General features: G+C 59.9%; 13 protein-coding genes, 1 rRNA gene and 1 pseudogene. 5 read left to right on the plus strand and 10 right to left on the minus strand.

Going from position 1 to position 17,996, the window contains the following annotated elements; translation table 11 throughout:
• The first annotated feature begins 154 nt into the window (after positions 1-154).
• Positions 155-270 (plus strand): 5S ribosomal RNA (rrf, locus tag AC0Z4S_RS26225).
• Positions 271-336: 66 nt separating this feature from the next.
• On the opposite strand, the gene AC0Z4S_RS26230 is transcribed toward rrf, so the two are convergent.
• The 5 genes from AC0Z4S_RS26230 to AC0Z4S_RS26250 form a co-directional block, all read right to left on the minus strand.
• Positions 337-1,515, minus strand: coding sequence for a PepSY-associated TM helix domain-containing protein (locus tag AC0Z4S_RS26230; protein WP_485625086.1), 1,179 nt, complete (start codon positions 1,513-1,515; stop codon positions 337-339).
• 75 nt (positions 1,516-1,590) lie between these two features.
• Positions 1,591-4,095, minus strand: a complete 2,505-nt coding sequence (locus AC0Z4S_RS26235; protein WP_485625087.1) for a TonB-dependent siderophore receptor — start codon at positions 4,093-4,095, stop codon at positions 1,591-1,593.
• A gap of 87 nt (positions 4,096-4,182) precedes the next feature.
• Positions 4,183-5,184 carry a FecR domain-containing protein gene (locus AC0Z4S_RS26240; protein WP_485625088.1) on the minus strand — a complete coding sequence of 334 codons (1,002 nt, stop codon included), beginning with the start codon at positions 5,182-5,184 and terminating at the stop codon, positions 4,183-4,185.
• Complete coding sequence (locus AC0Z4S_RS26245; RefSeq protein WP_485625089.1) at positions 5,184-5,684, minus strand: sigma-70 family RNA polymerase sigma factor; 501 nt, start codon at positions 5,682-5,684, stop codon at positions 5,184-5,186. The genes AC0Z4S_RS26240 and AC0Z4S_RS26245 overlap by 1 nt, the downstream gene beginning before the upstream one ends.
• Positions 5,685-5,818: 134 nt before the next feature.
• Entirely contained in the window at positions 5,819-6,016 is a 198-nt protein-coding gene (locus AC0Z4S_RS26250) for a hypothetical protein (protein ID WP_485625090.1), read from the minus strand.
• On the opposite strand from AC0Z4S_RS26250, the pseudogene AC0Z4S_RS26255 reads away from it, so the two are divergent.
• Positions 5,996-7,021 (plus strand): annotated as a pseudogene (locus AC0Z4S_RS26255) (HAMP domain-containing protein); the annotation flags it as partial. The gene AC0Z4S_RS26250 and the pseudogene AC0Z4S_RS26255 overlap by 21 nt on opposite strands.
• Before the next feature lie 69 nt (positions 7,022-7,090).
• The gene (locus AC0Z4S_RS26260; RefSeq protein ID WP_429462265.1) at positions 7,091-7,876 is read left to right on the plus strand and encodes a methyl-accepting chemotaxis protein; all 786 of its coding nucleotides are present in this window, start codon (positions 7,091-7,093) and stop codon (positions 7,874-7,876) included.
• A 131-nt stretch (positions 7,877-8,007) separates the two neighbouring features.
• Here AC0Z4S_RS26260 and AC0Z4S_RS26265 read toward each other — a convergent pair whose 3' ends face one another.
• The 5 genes from AC0Z4S_RS26265 to AC0Z4S_RS26285 all read right to left on the minus strand — a co-directional run bounded on the left by AC0Z4S_RS26265 (position 8,008) and on the right by AC0Z4S_RS26285 (position 15,012).
• Positions 8,008-8,475, minus strand: a complete 468-nt coding sequence (locus tag AC0Z4S_RS26265; protein WP_485625091.1) for an SRPBCC family protein — start codon at positions 8,473-8,475, stop codon at positions 8,008-8,010.
• 22 nt (positions 8,476-8,497) lie between these two features.
• Positions 8,498-11,890, minus strand: a complete 3,393-nt coding sequence (locus tag AC0Z4S_RS26270) for an amino acid adenylation domain-containing protein (protein ID WP_485625092.1) — start codon at positions 11,888-11,890, stop codon at positions 8,498-8,500.
• 10 nt (positions 11,891-11,900) lie between these two features.
• Positions 11,901-12,830, minus strand: a complete 930-nt coding sequence (locus AC0Z4S_RS26275) for a diiron oxygenase (RefSeq protein ID WP_485625093.1) — start codon at positions 12,828-12,830, stop codon at positions 11,901-11,903.
• Positions 12,827-13,603: a DUF3050 domain-containing protein gene (locus AC0Z4S_RS26280; protein WP_485625094.1), complete on the minus strand. Its 777-nt coding sequence runs from the start codon at positions 13,601-13,603 to the stop codon at positions 12,827-12,829. Before AC0Z4S_RS26280 ends, AC0Z4S_RS26275 begins: the two co-directional genes overlap by 4 nt.
• A 698-nt stretch (positions 13,604-14,301) precedes the next feature.
• Entirely contained in the window at positions 14,302-15,012 is a 711-nt protein-coding gene (locus AC0Z4S_RS26285) for a GntR family transcriptional regulator (protein ID WP_485625095.1), read from the minus strand.
• A gap of 197 nt (positions 15,013-15,209) precedes the next feature.
• Between AC0Z4S_RS26285 and lapG the strand changes: the two genes are divergently transcribed.
• Positions 15,210-15,902: a cysteine protease LapG gene (gene lapG / locus AC0Z4S_RS26290; protein ID WP_253497730.1), complete on the plus strand. Its 693-nt coding sequence runs from the start codon at positions 15,210-15,212 to the stop codon at positions 15,900-15,902.
• Positions 15,903-15,916: 14 nt separating this feature from the next.
• Positions 15,917-17,863 (plus strand): cyclic di-GMP receptor LapD, encoded by a 1,947-nt coding sequence (gene lapD, locus AC0Z4S_RS26295; protein WP_485625096.1) that lies wholly within the window; start codon positions 15,917-15,919, stop codon positions 17,861-17,863.
• Positions 17,864-17,996 lie beyond the last annotated feature (133 nt).

The raw sequence follows: 17,996 nt of genomic DNA on the forward strand, positions 1-17,996 counted from the left end.
CCGATGGTAGTGTGGGGTTTCCCCATGTGAGAGTAGGTCATCGTCAAGATTAAATTCCGAAACCCCAATTGCGAAAGCAGTTGGGGTTTTGTTTTAGTAGAACTTCCTGTTTTTGCTGGCTTGTTACCGTGTTGACGAGCCAGATAAAGAATTTCTTGACGACCATAGAACATTGGAACCACCTGATCCCATCCCGAACTCAGCAGTGAAACGATGTATCGCCGATGGTAGTGTGGGGTTTCCCCATGTGAGAGTAGGTCATCGTCAAGATTGAATTCCGAAACCCCTGTCTGCTGACGCAGACAGGGGTTTTGTCATTTCCGCGGGTACAAAAGATCAGGCTGTTCGGCGGGTCTTGCTGCTGCGTCTTGCCTGCCACTTGCGCCACCAGATATAAACCCCCGTCCCTGACAACCCCGCAATCAACACACCCAATACTGCGATCATTACCTGCCCTGTCACCCCGATGATCCGTCCTCCATGTATCGGCAACTGGAGTCGATAGAACTGCTCCCCAGGCGTGCCTTGTCCTGCTATTTCCTGTCCTAATGATCGGCCATCGGTACCGTCAAAGAACAACCAGGATTTACCGTGTGCGTCCGTATCGTGCTGCCCAAATCCGGTGCCGTAGAAGTTGTACTCAAAGCTGTAATACAACTCGCCGATTGCCGCCGTCAGTCCTAATCGCTTCCCCTCCTGCAATGCCCTTTCGTACGCCTGTTGATAGCTCAACTGTGTCGTCCCCAGTTCATCGGCGGGCATTCGCCCTCTGGCTTCATAAACGCTCGGCTCTATCGGCGAAAACAATGAGACAGCGGGCTTGAACACTTGGCTCGGCAAGTTCATCGCCACGCTGCTGACGGCGATCGGTAAGAGCAGCAGCCACAGCCATAATCCTCCGGCGCGGTGCAGGTCGAAGTTCAAGCGGTAGGCATGCCCGCCTTTCACCTTCCACGCAGTAGCCCATTTCTTCCAGAAGGGCTTGCCACGCGGCAAGGTCAGCCACAATGCGACAAAACAGTCGATCACCCATGCGATGGCCACCAGGCCCATCAACAGCAATCCCCAGTTACCCGGCAATGTCAGGTTGTAGTGAAACTCCAGAATGAACGGGATGAAGTTCTCCCGCTGAAAACAGCATTCACCCCAGTAGCGCGCGCCTTTTTGCTCCGCACTGACCGGGTCCAGATAGAACACTTGAGTGCGTTCATCGAACGGCTGACCCGTCGCAGGATCGTTGCGTGGAACTGCCGCCAGCCGCGCCGTATGCCCCGCCTCATGCGGATACTCCATGTACCAGACTTGCAGTTTCGGATGTGCAGTCTGCACCGTATCCACTAAAGCACCGGGTGGAAGGCGCTCACCCAGTGACGTCGCCTCGTAGAAGTGCGGATTCAGCCACTCATCCAGTTCATGATTGAACGCAAGCACACTGCCGGTCAGCCCGGCCAACAATAGAAACACCGCTGTAGCCAATCCAATGTAACGATGCAACAAAACCAGAAACGCACGCATGCAAGACACCCCGAAAAAACGACAAAGCCAGCCCCTGATATCAAGGGCTGGCTTTTTTATGCACAGGACAATGTTTTAGAACTGATAGCTGACGGTCGCTGCTACGTTGCGTTCTTCGCCCATATAGCAGAAGTTCAGGCTGGCACAGGACGCGACATAGGATTCGTTGGTCAAGTTGTTTGCATTGAGCCGCACATCAACGCCTTTCAAGCCAACCTTGCCCAGGTCATATCCAATCGAGGCATCGAACAGCGTGTAAGACGGCACCTTCATGGTGTTCTCCGCATCGGCCCAGCTGTAGCCGACGTAGCGCACACCGCCACCCAGGCGCAGACCATCAAGTGCGGCACTGTCGAACTTGTAGTCAGCCCACACCGAGGCCATGTGGCGCGGCGCTTGAGTCGGCGAGTTGCCCTTGTTCTCGATTACATCGGTCGGCGTGCTCAAGGTGCTGATCATCGATTTGGAATATTCGATGTCAGTGAAGGTGTAACTGCCGAGCACTTTCAAGTTGTCGGTCAGTTGCGTATGCGCTTCCAGCTCCAGACCTTGCGAGCGCACGGCACCGACCGCGCGATAGAAGTTCTCCTGCGGCAGTTTGGTCGCGAGGTTTTCCTGATCGATGCGGAACAGCGAGGCGGTGAACAGGTTGTCGGTGCCCGGCGGCTGATACTTCAAACCGACTTCCCACTGCGTGCCATCGGTGGGTGCCAGTGGATTGCCGGCGCTGTCGGCATAGGAGTTCGGATTGAACGACTCGGAGTAGCTGATGTAGGGCGCCAGGCCGTTATCGAACAGGTATAACGCGCCGGCGCGGCCAGTGAGTTTCGTGCGTCGATCATTGATCTCTGTACCAACAGGACGCCCCGCTTCAGCAATGCGGTTTTCATCGGAGGTCTCTACCCAATCCTGACGCACGCCCAGCGAGAAGCGCCACTTGTCCATCTCGATCAGGTCTTGCAGGTACACACCGGTCTGTTCGAGGCGACGCAAATAGCTGGTCTCACCGTACATCTCGATCGCCGAGTTGCCGTACACCGGATTGAACGCATTGATCGGTGCCAGTCCACCGCTGGTCCAGTCGACCACTGTTTTGCGCCGCTGATAATCCGCGCCCATCAGCACCGTGTGCTTGGTCGCGCCGGTGAAGAATTCGGCCTGCAGCATGTTGTCGACGATAAACGCATGCAGCCGCTCATCACCGCCGGTGTAATAGCGATTCAGTTCATTGCTGGTCGGTGTGGTCCAGCCATAGGCGTAGACCTGATCCATGTTCACTTTGGAATCGAGATAACGGAAGTTCTGCCGGGCGGTGAAGACGTCGTTGAAGCGATGTTCGAACTGGTAGCCGAACGATTGCTGGTCACGGGAGAAACCATCGATTCCCGGCTCACCCTCGAAAAAACGCGACGAGATACGGTCGCCATTGCGCTGATGGAGGGAGCCATCAGCCGGAACACCGGCATGGTAACCACCATCGGGGTCGTGCTGTAGATAGGCCTGCAGGGTCAGCGAGGTATCCTCGCTGAAATCGATGCTCAGCGTTGGTGCGAGGGCGAAGCGCTTTTCCTTGTTGTGGTCGAATTGCGTGTCGGACTGATCGCTCAGTCCGGTCAGACGATAGGCAATGCGCTTGTCGTCATCGACCGGGCCGCTGAAATCAAAACCGACCCCACGCTGACCTTGGGTACCGACCATGGCCTGGACCTGGCGGTACGCCTCGTACAAGGGTTTTTTGCTGGTGAGTGCGACCAGACCGCCGGGCGAGCTGCGGCCGTACAGCACGGATGACGGGCCCTTGAGAATATCCACGCGTTCGAGGAAGTACGGATCGACTTGCATGGTGCTGTAGGTGCCGCTGTCGCCCATCACCTTGAGGCCGTCGAGATAGATGTTGTCCACCGAGCCGTCGTTGAAACCGCGCATCGCCACGTAGTCGTAACGGTGCGTGGCGCCGTACGGATTGGTCAGCACGCCCGGGGTGTAGCGCATCGCTTGCGACACGGTTTGTGAGCCCTGGTCATCCATTTGCTCGCGCGTGACCACAGATACGCTCTGCGAGGTTTCCAGCAACGCGGTGCTGGTCTTGGTGGCGATCTGGCTGTGCGTGGCGTTGTAGCCGGCCATGCTGCCCAGCGCATTGCCGAGGGCAAAGCCCTTGATATCTGTGGTCGGCAAGGCAAGAGCTTCGCTTTCAGCCAGCGGGCGCAGGATGTAGCTGCTGCCGTCCTGGCTGACGGCTTCCAGTCCCGAGCCGCCGAGCAAATGGCTCAAGGCCTGATCGGTCGAATATTCACCCTGCACGCCCGGGGATTGCCGACCTTGGGTTTGTTGGGGCGTCATCGACAGGGTGATGCCGGCCTGCCGGGCAAACTGATTCAACGCCTCGCCCAGTGGCCCGGCAGCAATATTATAGCGGTGGCTGACCTCGGTGCCGGCAGTGGTGGCGGCCAGACTCAGACTCGGTAATACGCTGACGCCCAGCGCGGTGGACAGCAGGGCTGCCCGCACCGCATGGCGCAGCAGTGTCGATTCTGCAGTGAAATTCAGAGGGTTCTTACAAGTAGCGCGGACAGTCATCATGGATTTCCGTAGGCAGTCGCGGGGGCTGAGTTGAAGTGCTTACTGACTAAGCCGGACTGCCTGCGAAAACCCGCCAAAAAATGTTCAGACCGCACGCTCCAGGGTCACCCACCAACGGGTGCGGTAGCGCAGTTGCACTGGCAGCGTCTGCGGCAGGACCGCCAGCAGCCTGTCGGTGTCCTCCAGACGGAACACACCGGACAAGCGCAGCTCAGCAATATCCGCCGCGCAACTCAGAAACCCCGGGCGATAACGGGCGACTTCAGCAAGAAAGTCGTCCAGCCGCATATTGCGCGTGACAATCAAGCCATCGAGCCAGGCGCCCGCATCCATATCCAGCGTCGGTGCTGCGCGCAACCCGCTTTGATCGACCAGAAAGCTCTGTCCTGCCAGCGCTTCAAGCGCATGGCCGCCAGCGTGAACCACGACCCGGCCGCGGGTAACGCTGAGCCGCGTGCACTGATCTTCCTGACGCAAAATGAAACGCGCAGCGAACGGCTCATAACTCCCGTGGCGATTCTGTACGCGCAGTGGTCGGTCCGTCGCCGCGCCTTCGTCAGAGCCGCCGCAGGTAACAATGATTTCGCCGCGGGTCAGTCTGATCAGGCGCTGCCGGGCGGTGTAATCGAGATCCACGGCGCTGGCGGTGTTGAGCTCGATCCGCGTGCCGTCGGGCAACTGGAAGCCGCGCCGTTCGCCGGTCGCCGTCGCGTAGTCGGCGCGCCATTGCTGCCAGGCCGCGCTGTCCTTGGCCAGCCACGCGGCGGAACCCATCAATAGCGCGCCGGACAGCAGTTTCAGGGCTTGGCGACGGCCCAGACCCTGTGCACTGTTTTCGAGGGTATTGAGCGCAACCTGCGCGCTGGGCACGGCGCGCAGGCTGGAACTCAATTCGGCGTGCAGTGACTGCACCCGTTGCCAGGCGATTTCATGCTCGTGGTGCTCGGCGCGCCACTGCTCGCATTGGCGAGTCAGCCTGGAATTGCCGTGGTTGTTGCGCAGCCGCAGCAGCCAGTGAATCGCTTGTTTAACCACCTGTTGTCGAGGTTCAACGCGGCGACCGAGTGAGAGGTTATCCACAGGCATCAGCGCTCGTATCGCAACACATAACAGTGATACAGCGCATCGGCGACGTAGCGTTCCACCGAGCGAACCGACACGCCCAACTGGTCGGCGATCTGTTTGTGCGTTAAACCTTCGCACTGCGCCAGCAGAAACGCCTGACGTACTTTCGGCTTCAGTCCCTCAAGCATGCGCGCAATGCTTTCCAGCAATTCCAGCACCAACGCTCGGGATTCGGCGTCGGGTGCTTCGCCTTCAGGCAGATGAGCGATGGTTTCCAGATAGGCGCGCTCGATTTCCTCGCGGCGCCAATGATCGATCACCAGGCCGCGCGCGATGGTCCGCAGGAAAGCGCGGGGGGCTTTCAGTTCGAGGCGTTCGGTGCGCTGCAACAGACGCAGGAAAGTGTCCTGAGCCAGATCGGCGGCATCCGCCGCGTTGCCCAGCCTTGCGCGCAGCCAGGCGTTGAGCCAACCGTGATGACTACCGTAAAGCGCCTGTACGACCAACTCAGGTGAAGACATGACCACGCCAGCCCGAACGTCACAAATGATAATTAGTCGCATTGTCATCAAGGGTTACAGATTTTGCAACTGTCGCCCTGATGAGGTTGAGAAAAATTTCATCTCAGCCGCTCTGGCACGCCGTTCGGCGGGAATCAGCCGCGAATCTCATCCATTTCCTCCTCGACCCTAAGATTTATCGTCGACTGGCCGACAGACTGGTGAGAAATGCGTGCACCAAAGTAGAGCGGCCAGAAGAACGCTGCCTGCGCTGTACATGGAATGTTGCATCCGGAACGCATACCCACTTTTGGCATAAGAAGTCCTCTGAAATGAATCTCAAGTTCAGCCATAAAATCCTCCTGGCCGCTTCGGGCGTCGTCGTCCTGGCGTTCGCCTTGTTCACGCTCTACAACGATTACTTGCAGCGAAACACCATTCGCCAGAACCTGCAGTCCTCTGTGCAACAGGCCGGTGATCTCACCGCCAGCAGCGTGCAGAACTGGATGAGCGGGCGGATTCTGGTGCTGGAAAACCTCGCGCAGAACGTTGCTCACCAAGGCAAGAATGCCGATTTCCCCGGGCTGGTCGATCAACCGGCCTTCACGTCGAACTTCCAGTTCACCTACGTCGGGCAGGCCAACGGTGTCTTCACCCAACGCCCCGATGCGAAGATGCCGGACGGTTACGATCCGCGTCAGCGCCCTTGGTACAAGCAGGCAGTGGCCGCCGACAAAACCATGCTGACGCCGCCGTACATGGCGGCGGTCGGTGGCCTGGTGGTGACCATCGCCATGCCGGTGAAAAAGGACGGCGAACTGCTCGGTGTGGTCGGCGGTGACCTGAGCCTGGAAACGCTGGTGAAGATCATCAACTCGGTGGACTTCGGTGGCCTCGGCCATGCGTTTCTGGTCAGCGGTGACGGCCAGGTGATCGTCAGCCCGGACAAAGATCAGGTGATGAAAAACCTCAAGGACATCTACCCGAACACCAACGTGCGCATCGAGAAGGGCAACCAGAACGTGGTGCTCAACGGCCAGGACCGCATTCTGTCGTTCACCCCGGTCAGCGATCTGCCGAATGCGCAGTGGTACATCGGTCTGTCGATCAATCGCGACAAGGCCTACGCCGCACTCAGCCAGTTCCGCACCTCGGCGCTGATCGCCATGTTTGTCGCGGTCGCGGCGATTGCGTTGCTGTTGAGCCTGTTGATTAACGTGTTGATGCGTCCGCTGACCACCATGGGCCGCGCGATGAAAGATATCGCTCAGGGCGAAGGCGATCTGACCCGACGTCTGGTGGTAGAGAGCAAAGACGAGTTCGGTGAATTGGGCAGCGCGTTCAACCAGTTCGTTGAACGGATTCACGCGTCGATTTCCGAAGTGTCTTCCGCCACCCGCCATGTCCATGATCTGTCGCAACGGGTGATGGCATCGTCCAACGCTTCGATCATCGGTTCCGACGAGCAAAGTGCTCGCACTAACAGCGTCGCTGCCGCGATCAACGAATTGGGCGCGGCCACTCAGGAAATCGCCCGCAACGCGGCGGATGCTTCGCAGCACGCCAGCGGTGCTTCCGAGCAAGCCGATGACGGGCGTCAGGTGGTTGAGCAGACGATTCAGGCGATGACCGAGTTGTCGCAGAAGATCAGCTTGTCGTGCACGCAGATCGAAACCTTGAACGCCAGCACCGACAACATTGGCCACATTCTCGATGTGATCAAAGGCATCTCGCAGCAGACCAACCTGCTGGCGCTCAACGCGGCCATCGAAGCCGCGCGTGCCGGTGAAGCCGGACGCGGTTTTGCCGTGGTTGCAGACGAGGTGCGCAACCTTGCGCATCGCACTCAGGAATCGGCGGAGGAGATCCACAAGATGATCACCTCGCTGCAGGTCGGTTCGCGTGAAGCGGTGAGCACCATGAACGCCAGCCAGGTGTCCAGCGAGCAGAGCGTGGAAGTGGCAAATCAGGCCGGTTTGCGCCTTGTCAGCGTGACCCAGCGCATCGGCGAAATCGACGGTATGAACCAGTCGGTGGCAGCTGCGACCGAAGAGCAGACTGCAGTGGTGGAAACCCTCAACGTTGACGTCAACCAGATCAACCTGTTGAACCAGCAGAGCGTGGCCAACCTCAACGAAACGTTGAAGGATTGTGATGCGTTGTCGCAGCAGGCGAACCGGTTGAAGCAGTTGGTCGACAGCTTCAAGATCTGACCGCGTTATCGTTCTTCGCGAGCAGGCTCGCTCCCACAGGGTGACCGCATTCCTATAGAAGGAATGCAATCGAAATGTGGGAGCGAGCCTGCTCGCGAAAGCGGTGTGACATCCACCGCAAATCCGAAGCCTTAAACAAACAGCTTCAAGACATTCCCCATCGCATCATCGGCAAATCCCTGCACGAAATCCTTGAATCCCGGCAACGCTTCATCCCCGCCTGCAACCGGTTCGGCAATGATCGTCCAGGTCGCTCGCGACGTTCCTTCGGTCAGGGACTCCACCTGCATCGCCGCCCACAGATTCGCCACCCCCAGGGTGTTGTAAATCGTCGTCCAGGTCATGCGCTGTGCCTGTTCATCGCGCGAGTTGAGCTGTTCGACCACGACGTTGCCGTCCTTGAAGATTTTCTTGCGCAGCGAAGACACGCCTTCGCCGGTCATTTCGGTGTGCGACAGCGCCGGAATGAAGCGATCGAAGCCGGCGAAATCGCCCACTACGGCCCAGACTCTTGGCGCGTCCGCCGGCACTTCCACCGATGACACGACGTGGCAGCCTTGCGGGTTCTTGATCAGGGTGTCGGGTTGCAGATTGCTCATGGTGTTGCTCCTTGTTGATGAGTCAGAGGAAGTTGATTTCTTTCAGGTAGTCGCAACCGCGACGCAGCAGCGCCGGGGATTTCTGCGGGTAGTGCGCGCCCATCTGCTGCACGCCGGCCTCGGCGTTGGCGTGGCCGATCAGCGAGATGTCGCCGATGTCTTCTTCGAAGCCGTTGAGGTAGAAACCGAGTACGCCGAACAGCGCGTTGTCGGCGTCGACCCGGTTCAGTTGCTGCTGCCAATCGGCAACGCTGACCAGCGAAAACTCGCTGCCGGTTTCGCGGAACGAAGCGACGTAAGCATCCCAGCTCAGCGGCTCGGGGTTGTGCAGATTGAACACCGCGCGCTCCGCTGAATAACGGCTGGCATGGAAGGCGATGAAACGGGCGAGAAAGTCCACCGGCATCAGGTCGAAATTCAGCGCAAAGGCCGGCACCTGACCGAGCTGGATCGAGCCTTTGAGCATCAGCATCAAGCGGTTTTTGTGCGGCTGACAAACGCCGCTCAGGCTGTTGAAGCTGATGTTGCCGGGGCGATACAGATTGATCCGCACACCGCGCTCGCGTGCTCGTTCAAGAATACGTTCGCCGACCCACTTCGACAGGTTGTAGCCGTTGCGAATGTAGATCGGCGGCGTCGCGGCGGCGGGCAACTCGAGCACTCGACCGGCGTCATCCACGGTGCTGGAGGCCGACAGGGTCGAGACGAAATTGAAGATCTTTTTGCTCCGCCCTTCGCACAGCTTCAGCAGGGCAAAGATCGGCTCGACGTTGTCCGCTGCCAGGGACTCGTAATCGAGCACGTGGTTGACGTTGGCGGCGTTGTGCACCAGCGCGCCGAACTCGCAGTCCAGGCGTTGATAATCGTCATTGCCCAGGCCCAGTTGCGGGCGACTGATATCCGCTGCGTAAACCCGCACACGGCTCAGATCGAGATGCTCCAGACGGTTTTCGCGCAGGGCCTGAGCGAAGCGTTGCGCCGCCGTTTGCCCGGCGCCGTCGCGCACCAGACAGGCGACCTCGCTGGCGCCCCAACCGAGCAGCGCCTCGACGATGTGCACGCCGACAAAGCTGTTGGCACCGGTGACGATGACCTTGTGTACATCGCCCATGCGGCTGATCGGCAGCGGTTCGATATCCAGCGTGCGCTCGGCGTCGGCCATGGCCTGGGCGCTGAGTACCGCACTGTCATCGGTACCGCGCACCAGCGTCGCCAGTTTGCTGATGGTCGGTTGTTCGATGAAGCGATTGATCGAAATGCTTCGGCCGAATTCCTCGCGCAAGCGCAGCAACATCCGCGACAGCAGAATCGAATGGCCGCCGAGATTGAAGAAGCTTTCGTCGGTGGAAATGTCGCTGGTCGGCAGTTCCAGCAACTCGGCCCAGATCTCCAGCAACAGCGCTTCGTCGGCATTCGCCGGCAAGCATTTCGCGGAGCTGTCTTGCACGGTCACCGGCAATGCCAGCAGCGCATTGCGATCGACTTTGCCGTTGCTGGCGAACGGCATATGGGGCAATTCGGTCCATGCCACGGGTTGCATGTAGTCCGGCAGAAACTGCCGGGCGTGGGCTTTCAGTTCGTCCCGGGCAGTCTCGGTCTGTGGCTGGGCGAGGAACGCCAGAATGCGCCGTTGACTGTCGATGACCACGGCAATCTGCCGATACAGGCGGCCCTCGCGCAGGCAGCGTTCGATCTCTTCCGGCTCGACGCGAAAGCCACGGATTTTCATCTGGTTGTCGCGCCGCCCGCACAACGCGATACCGTGCTCGCCCCACTTGGCCATGTCGCCGCTGCGGTAGGCGCGCAAGGTCTCGCCGCCGGGTAGTGACAGGGTCAGATAGCGCTCGGCAGTCTGCTGCGGATTGTTCAGGTAGCCGAGGCAGACACCGGGGCCGACAATGAACAATTCGCCGACGGTGTGCTCGGGCACTGGTTGCAGATCGTCGTCGAGAATCAGCACCCGACTGTTGGCGATCGGCCGTCCTAGCGTGCGGTTGCTGTCGCCCGGTTTCAGCCGGCGCGCGGTGATCAGCACGGTGGCTTCGGTCGGGCCGTAGAGGTTGTGCAGGCTGCCTTGACGGGTCAGTTGCTCGATGACAAACGGCTCGCAGACATCGCCGCCAGTCATCACCTGCAGGCCCTCGAGTGGTTGCAGCGGCAGGATGCTCAACAGCGCCGGCGGCAGGAAGGCGTGGGTCAGTTGCCGACGGCGAATCAGCGCAACCAGTTGCAAAGGATCGCGACGCTGGGTGTCGTCCGGCACCACCAGCTCCGCGCCGACGAGCAGGCTCGGAAAGATGTCGATCAGCGACGAATCAAAGCTCAGCGACGAGAACTGCAATACCCGACTCTCGGCGCACAATCGCACATAGTCGGCGTACCACGCAGTGAAGTGAGCGAGATTGGCCTGGCTGAGCAGCACGCCTTTCGGATGCCCGGTGGTGCCCGAGGTGTAGAGCGCCATGCACGGCGCATCAAGCTCGGGCGGGTGCAGCATCAGCGGCCGTTCGAGATCGGCGTCGGTCGCCTCGATGCCACTGACATCCAGCCCCGTTATCGATTCGCTGAGCGCCTGCCGCCCATCGTGGAGCGACAAAACAGCGCCGGCGTTTTCCAGGATGTATTGCTGACGCTGCAGCGGATGACTCGGCTCCAGCGGCAAGTACACCGCGCCGCTGCCGAGAATCGCCAGGATCGAAGCGAACAACGCCGGGTTCTTGCCCTGGCAGACTCCGACCACCCACGGCTGCGGATGTTGCTCGAGCAGGGGCAGCAGTCGCTGTTGAATCGCGCGGCTGTGGGCGTGCAACTGGCGGTAGCTGATGGTCTGTCCGCCGAGGTACAGCGCCGGCCGTTCGGCATGCTCGATCAGGCTCTGTTGCAGACGCTCGATCAGCGGGATCTGCGCCTGTTGCAGCAGTGCTGGGTTTGCCGTGTCGTTGAGACGATGGACATACGCCAGTTTGTCGAGAAACAGCAGATCTTCCAGCCGTTCGAAATCCGGCGCGCTCAGCGCAGGGGCATGGCGGAAATAATCGCCATCGCGGGAAAAGCGGCTGACCAGCAACGCCACTTCGTCGACCACATGGGCGAGCGCTCGTTGGCGTAGCGACTGACCATTGCCGGACGGCTCATCGCCGATCGGCACGCGGCTGATCAGCGACGAGCCGAGGAAACACAGCAAATCGAGGGTCGGCAGGCCGCCATGGTCTTGCGCGGCGATACCCAAGCGCAGGTGCAGATGCGGGATCGCGCAGAAGTCGCCAGCAGCGATAAAGCCATCGTCGATGATCAGATCCACCGCCGTTTGAGCCACGCCGCTGCGGGTCACAGCATGGCCATGCTGCTCGAGCTCCCGGGCCAGATCGGTCATGGCCTGGCTGGCGCCGGTGAGCAAAATGTCGAGACGTTTCATGTCGGCCTCCTCAAACCAGATAGTCGCGCAGGGCGTGCTGCACACACGGTGTGTCGAGCAGCGAGCTGTTGTGGAAAAACTTGACGATGTTGCCCACCAGCGGGTGGTGGCGGTTGATCGGGAAGGCGAACCCAGCGATTTCCTCGCGCAGTGAACGCCGGGTGATTTCGCTGACCGGCAGCGCATCGATCAGGCGCAGGTCGAAGGACTTCTGGATGTCGTTGGTCAGGTAATGGCCGATGAATACCGGCAGAATCTGCGCGATGGTTTCGCGGTCCGCGTCGCTGGCGGTGTGCCAATAGATGCGCACCAGCCGCGCCCAGAAACTCGAATGGCGACCCTCGTCGAGCAAGTGGTCGGCCATCAAGCCCTTGATCGACGGCTTGACCGAGTCGTCGCGTGCAAAAGCGGCGACATCACCGGTCACGGTGTTTTCGGCGATCGCCACGCAGATCAATTCCACCGCGCTGCGCAGGTGCTCCGGCGCCAGTGCCACGGCGGCGGGAATCGCCCGGCTCAGTTCGATTTCGTCGGGCAACCGAATCGGTTCGATACCGGTCAGCGCGACGGTTTGCTGCATGAAATCCATGGCCACCAGCGCGTGGTAATCCTCATCGACCACCACGGTCATCGCGTCGTAGCGACAGGCGAACGGGAACGCCACGGCGAAGCGATTCTTGGCAATGCTGCGGGCGGTCTTGTCGACGATTTCAGTCTCGAAAATCACTACGTCATTGATGAATTTGTACAGCGTTTGCACCAGCGCGAAATCACGCTGTTGCGGGCATTCGCGCAGGAAGGTTTCGCTGAGCACCAGCGGCTGGCGGCTGAGCGGGTAGATCAGGCGCTGATCGTCTTCGAGCACCCGTCGCGGACGGGTGCGAATGGTCGCGCGGGTTTCCCAGGACTCGGCGAAGGATTGATAGTCAGCGGCGTTCATTGGGCCACCTCGACAACTTCTGCGCCCATGCTCAGGCGCAGCCCGTCCCACAGGGCAATGCGGCTTTCCACGGCGGCGATGGCACTGGCGTAGACCTCGGCCTCGCGCTGCGGATCGCCATCGACCAGACGCTCCAGCAAGTGTTCGGCGGCGGGGCCGTGGTCTTCGGAATCCACTTCGATGTGCCGTTGCAGGTAATACCGGAAAGTCGGTGCCTGTTCGATGCCAATGCCCCAGTCATCGAGGATGCGCTGGAACATGGTGGGAATGACGCTTTCGCGACCATGCAGGAAAGCGGCGGCGACGCTATGTCCCGGCGCCTCCAGGGCAATGCGCAAGGTATCGCGGACGAACTGCGCCGCCGCGGGGTCGATGTCGACGCTCTGCAACGCGATGTCATAACTCACGCCTTCCTGCTGCAACGCGACGAAACGCTCCACCGCCGTGGTGCTCGCGCCGATTTCGCGCATCGCATCCAGGTACAACTCGAAATGGCTGTAGTGGCCGGCATCGAGGCGATCGTCCGATTCCTCCCCCAGCACAATCTCGTTGATCAACCGCGCCGCGTGAGGATCGCGCGGCGGCAGCCAGGGCAAGCGTGTGCAAGTCAGTTCCTGTTGCAGACGCTTGGTCAGCGACATGAAGTCCCATACGGCAAATACATGGGTTTCCATGAAACGGCGTAATACCGATAACGAAGTAATCTCGGAGAAGATCGGGTGAATACTCAGTTCGGCTTTCTTCAGGGCGAGTTGCTGCTTGGTGGGCATCATGATGTCCTTTATCAGTGATATGAAGTGCACAGTTCTTTTCAGTTGCTGTAAGCGATCGAGAAAGTTGGAGAGGAAGTTATCCAGGCACTTTCTTGATCGCGCTCTGACGCCGTTGCGGGGCCACGGTTGCTGCGTTTGATACGTGAGGTATGCCGCGCTGAACAGCGAAGTTCAAACCTGGCGAGAGAAAGCTAATACAGGGCAAAAGCAATTAACAAGTTTATTTTCAATTATTTTAAGTTGGCTGTTTTTCAAGTATGAGAGTTGCCGATAAAACTTTCATATGAGGTTTTATTTGGGCGAAGTTGCTCCTTTCGGCTAATCAGGGCCAAAATTTATAAAAAGAGTGAATGCCTCACTCGAAGCAACTTTCAACTAAGGAGATTGATTGAATTGATGGGGGCGAAAGTTGGCCGGGACCGGCGCCATGACTTCCTGTTTCCCGTGACAAGGCTCCTTCCGTAGGTTCCTGTTGCGGAGACTGTGCCGTCAGGGCGGCGTGTCCCCGTTCTATAGGGTTGGCGCTGGAAGAGTGCGGGTAAATTGCCGTCACGGCTATTACCGATTGGTCATTGCCATAGAGCGACAAAGCGTTGGTCCGGGCGCGGCGGGCAGCCGCGCGCACGCCGATCCGCTGCCAGAGCTGGCAGCAGAGCGGTCGCGAAGATTTGTAAGGGGATTATTCGGCGAGCGAGATATCAGCGCGCAGTATGGCGCTTCTGTGCGGCGGGGGTCGCCAGGTAGCGGGTGATGACCTCAACGCCACGGTTGAGGTGCTGCTCCAGCAGTTCGAGCGAGCGCGGGATATCTCGCTCGACCACGGCGTGAAGCATGGCGCGGTGGTCGTCCTGAGACAGCTTGCCCAGGCCCATGGCTTCCAGGTTGAAACGCAGAAAACGTTCTTCCTCGTTAAGGCCGTCCTCCACCAGGCGCAGCAGTCGCTGATTGGGCGCCTTGCTGTACAGGGCCATGTGGAACAGACGGTTGAGGCGGCCGATTTCGTTGTAGTCGTGCTGGGCTTCCAGTTCGTCGATGAAGCCGGCGGCGAGTTGATGCTCGGCGTCAGTCAGCAACGGAATCGACTGTCGCAATGCCTCGGATTCGAGCAGAATGCGCAACTCGTAGGTTTCGGTGGCATCGCCCTGGATCAGCGGCGCAACCACGGCGCCTTTGTGCGTGGTGACGCTGAGCAGTTCCTGCGCTTCGAGCTGGCGCAAGGCTTCACGCACCGGCATGCGGCTGACCCCGAACAGATCGGCCAGATCCTGTTGGCGCAACGCAGTGCCACAGGGCAGGCGTCCATCGAGGATCGCCGAGCGCAGGGTTTCTTCAATTACCGACCGGGCCAGATGCGCAGGAATCGGTCCTTCGACTTTAATGCTGTGCAGCGGTTTGGGCTTCTGAGTCACGACAACACACCCTGTAGGTCGTAATATTTGGATCCAAATGACACTAGTGATTGCTCTACAGGTTGTCAAACCTTGTAAAACATAACGCTGCCATCTCAAGTCTAGCGCGTCTTTCGATGATCTCACGGTGCCATTGTTTTTTGCCGGGCTAAGCTTCACCATCAAACGCTTCCTTTCTGCCCTTCTGGAAACCTGCTGTGGCGGTACGTTTCGCGATCCCTCGGACCTTGCGCTGGCTTGGCTGCGCATTGCTGCTGGCCGGCGTCATGCTGGGCGGTCTGCACGCCGATTGGGATTTTTCCGCGATCAGCCGCAAGGCCACTGCTCTTTACGGGCCACTGGGCGCCGGGCAGCAGCGCATCGACGCCTGGCAGAATCTGCTGGCGACGCAGAAGCAGGCCAGCGAGATGGACAAGCTCAAGCTGGTGAACCTGTTCTTCAACAAGCAGGTGCGCTACGTCGAGGACATCGATCTCTGGCGCGAGGTGGATTATTGGGAAACCCCGATCGAAGCGCTGTGGAAGGGCGCTGGCGACTGCGAAGACTACGCGATCGCCAAGTATTTCAGCCTGCGCCATCTCGGGGTTTCCAGTGACAAGCTGCGCATCACCTACGTCAAGGCGCTGCGCCAGAACCGCGCGCACATGGTGTTGACGTACTATGCGACCCCCGATGCCATGCCGCTGGTGCTCGACAGCCTGATCGATCCGATCCAGCCGGCGTCGCAGCGGACCGATTTGCTGCCGGTCTACTCTTTCAATGCCGAAGGTCTGTATCTGCCGGGCGCCAAAGGCAATAAAAAGGTCGGCGACACCAAACGCCTGTCGCGCTGGCAGGATGTGCTGAAAAAAATGCAGGCCGAAGGTTTTCCGGTCGAGACGACTAACTAGGAGCACGCGCTCAGATGTCTTTGTTCAAACAGCTGTTGATCGCTATCTGTCTGTTCCTGGTCGTGGCCTTCACCGGCAGCTTCATGGTCAGCCTGGAGAGCTCGCGCACTCAGTACGTCAACCAGTTGCGCTCCCATGCACAGGACGCCGCGACGGCGCTGGCCTTGTCGCTGACGCCGAATATCGACGACCCGGCGATGGTCGAGCTGCTGGTCAGTTCGATTTTCGACAGCGGCTATTACGCGAGCATTCGCGTGGTCGACGTGAAGACCGAGCAGACCATTGTCGAGCGCAGCGGTACTCCGGCGGTGAGCAATGTGCCGGACTGGTTCGTCACACTGATCGGCCTCGAGCCGGCCGGTGGCGATGCGCTGGTCAGCCGCGGCTGGGAGCAGGCGGCACGGGTCGAAGTGGTCAGCCACCCGATGTTCGCCGTGGCCAAGCTGTGGCAGAGCGCACTGGGCAGCCTCGGCTGGTTGTTGATCTGCGGTGCGCTGAGCGCGGTGCTCGGCGCGCTGTTGCTGCGTCGGCAGTTGAAGCCGCTCGATTACATGGTTCAGCAGTCCCATGCCATCGCCCGCCGCGAGTTTCTCAGCCTGCCGGATCTGCCGCGCACCCCTGAATTGCGCCGCGTTGTGCAGGCGATGAATCAGATGGTCGAGAAGCTCAAGACGCTGTTTCAGGAGCAGGCCGAGCGCAGCGAAAGACTGCGCACGGAGTCCTATCAGGACAATCTCACAGGCCTGGCCAACCGCCGTTATTTCGAGATGCAACTGAACAACCGGGTGAGCAACCCGGAGCAGGCCAGTTCCGGTTATCTGCTGCTGTTGCGGGTCAAGGATCTGGCCGGGCTCAACCAGCGTCTCGGCGGCCAGCGCACCGACCAGTTGCTCAAGGCCGTGGGCGAGCAATTATCCCGCGAGTGCGCCCGATATCCACAAACTCAAGACTTGGTAACGCGCATTCGCGGCGGTGAGTTCGCCGTGCTGGCGCCGGGGCTGGTGCGCGAGGAGGCGTTGCAGCTGGCGCAAAATCTCGACAGTGCGCTGAGCAGCCTGCATGCCACCGGCGCGACCGATGTGCCGGCGGTGGCTTCCATCGGGCTGGCGCCGTTCACCCATGGTGATTCACCGCAAGCAGTGCTGACCCTGGGCGATCAGGCACTGGCGCAGGCCGAAGGCCAGGGCGAGCAGAATTGGGCGTGCATCGATCAGAGTCTGGTGGCGGAGGTCGGCGACGATCATCACGCTTGGCATCGGCTGCTGGATCAGGCCTTGAGTCAGCAGCGTTTCGAGTTGTACTTCCAGCCGGTGGTCGCCGCGCAGGACACGCAATTGGTGCTGCATTACAAAGTGCTGTCGCGCTTGCTCGACGAGCAGGGCCAGACCATTCCCGCCGGACGCTTCCTGCCGTGGCTGGAGCGCTTCGGCTGGACCGCGCGGCTCGATCGGCTGATGCTCGAACGCGTGCTCGAGCAGATGAAAGGGCACGAAGATTCGCTGGCGCTGAACCTGTCCTCGGCGACGCTGGCCGATCCGCAGGCGTTGAACAAAGTCTTCGAGATTCTGCGCGCGCACTCCAACCTCGGCGCGCGCCTGACCCTGGAAATCGGTGAGGAGCAATTGCCTGAACAGGCAGTGCTCGAACAGTTGACCCGACGCCTGCGCGAGCTGGGTTTCTCGCTGAGCCTGCAACGCTTCGGTGGGCGCTTCAGCATGATCGGCAATCTGGCGCGGTTAGGTCTGGCGTATCTGAAGATCGATGGCAGCTACATTCGGGCGATCGATCAGGAGAGCGACAAGCGTCTGTTCATCGAAGCGATCCAGCGCGCGGCGCACAGCATCGATCTGCCGTTGATTGCCGAACGGGTCGAGACCGAAGGGGAGTTGTCGGTGATTCGCGAGATGGGCCTGTATGGCGTGCAGGGGCAGTTGCTCGGTGAGCCGAAGCCCTGGCGGTGAGCCAGGAAGCGCCCTCACCCTAACCCTCTCCCAGAGGGAGAGGGGACTGACCGGGGGATATTCGAGAAATACACCGACGTGAGCGATTCGTTTTGAATCCATGATCGACCCGGTTTTTCAGGTCGATGCAAGG

The organism is Pseudomonas sp. 1L-B-1-E-C1 (genome assembly GCF_057291835.1).

What these genes read in the sequence shown, in the direction of transcription:
- AC0Z4S_RS26230 (WP_485625086.1), bottom strand. Translation starts at nt 1,515, where the DNA reads ATGCGTGCGTTTCTGGTTTTGTTGCATCGTTACATTGGATTGGCTACA.
- AC0Z4S_RS26235 (WP_485625087.1), bottom strand. Translation starts at nt 4,095, where the DNA reads ATGACTGTCCGCGCTACTTGTAAGAACCCTCTGAATTTCACTGCAGAA.
- AC0Z4S_RS26240 (WP_485625088.1), bottom strand. Translation starts at nt 5,184, where the DNA reads ATGCCTGTGGATAACCTCTCACTCGGTCGCCGCGTTGAACCTCGACAA.
- AC0Z4S_RS26245 (WP_485625089.1), bottom strand. Translation starts at nt 5,684, where the DNA reads ATGTCTTCACCTGAGTTGGTCGTACAGGCGCTTTACGGTAGTCATCAC.
- AC0Z4S_RS26250 (WP_485625090.1), bottom strand. Translation starts at nt 6,016, where the DNA reads ATGGCTGAACTTGAGATTCATTTCAGAGGACTTCTTATGCCAAAAGTG.
- AC0Z4S_RS26260 (WP_429462265.1), top strand. Translation starts at nt 7,091, where the DNA reads ATGGCATCGTCCAACGCTTCGATCATCGGTTCCGACGAGCAAAGTGCT.
- AC0Z4S_RS26265 (WP_485625091.1), bottom strand. Translation starts at nt 8,475, where the DNA reads ATGAGCAATCTGCAACCCGACACCCTGATCAAGAACCCGCAAGGCTGC.
- AC0Z4S_RS26270 (WP_485625092.1), bottom strand. Translation starts at nt 11,890, where the DNA reads ATGAAACGTCTCGACATTTTGCTCACCGGCGCCAGCCAGGCCATGACC.
- AC0Z4S_RS26275 (WP_485625093.1), bottom strand. Translation starts at nt 12,830, where the DNA reads ATGAACGCCGCTGACTATCAATCCTTCGCCGAGTCCTGGGAAACCCGC.
- AC0Z4S_RS26280 (WP_485625094.1), bottom strand. Translation starts at nt 13,603, where the DNA reads ATGATGCCCACCAAGCAGCAACTCGCCCTGAAGAAAGCCGAACTGAGT.
- lapD (WP_485625096.1), top strand. Translation starts at nt 15,917, where the DNA reads ATGTCTTTGTTCAAACAGCTGTTGATCGCTATCTGTCTGTTCCTGGTC.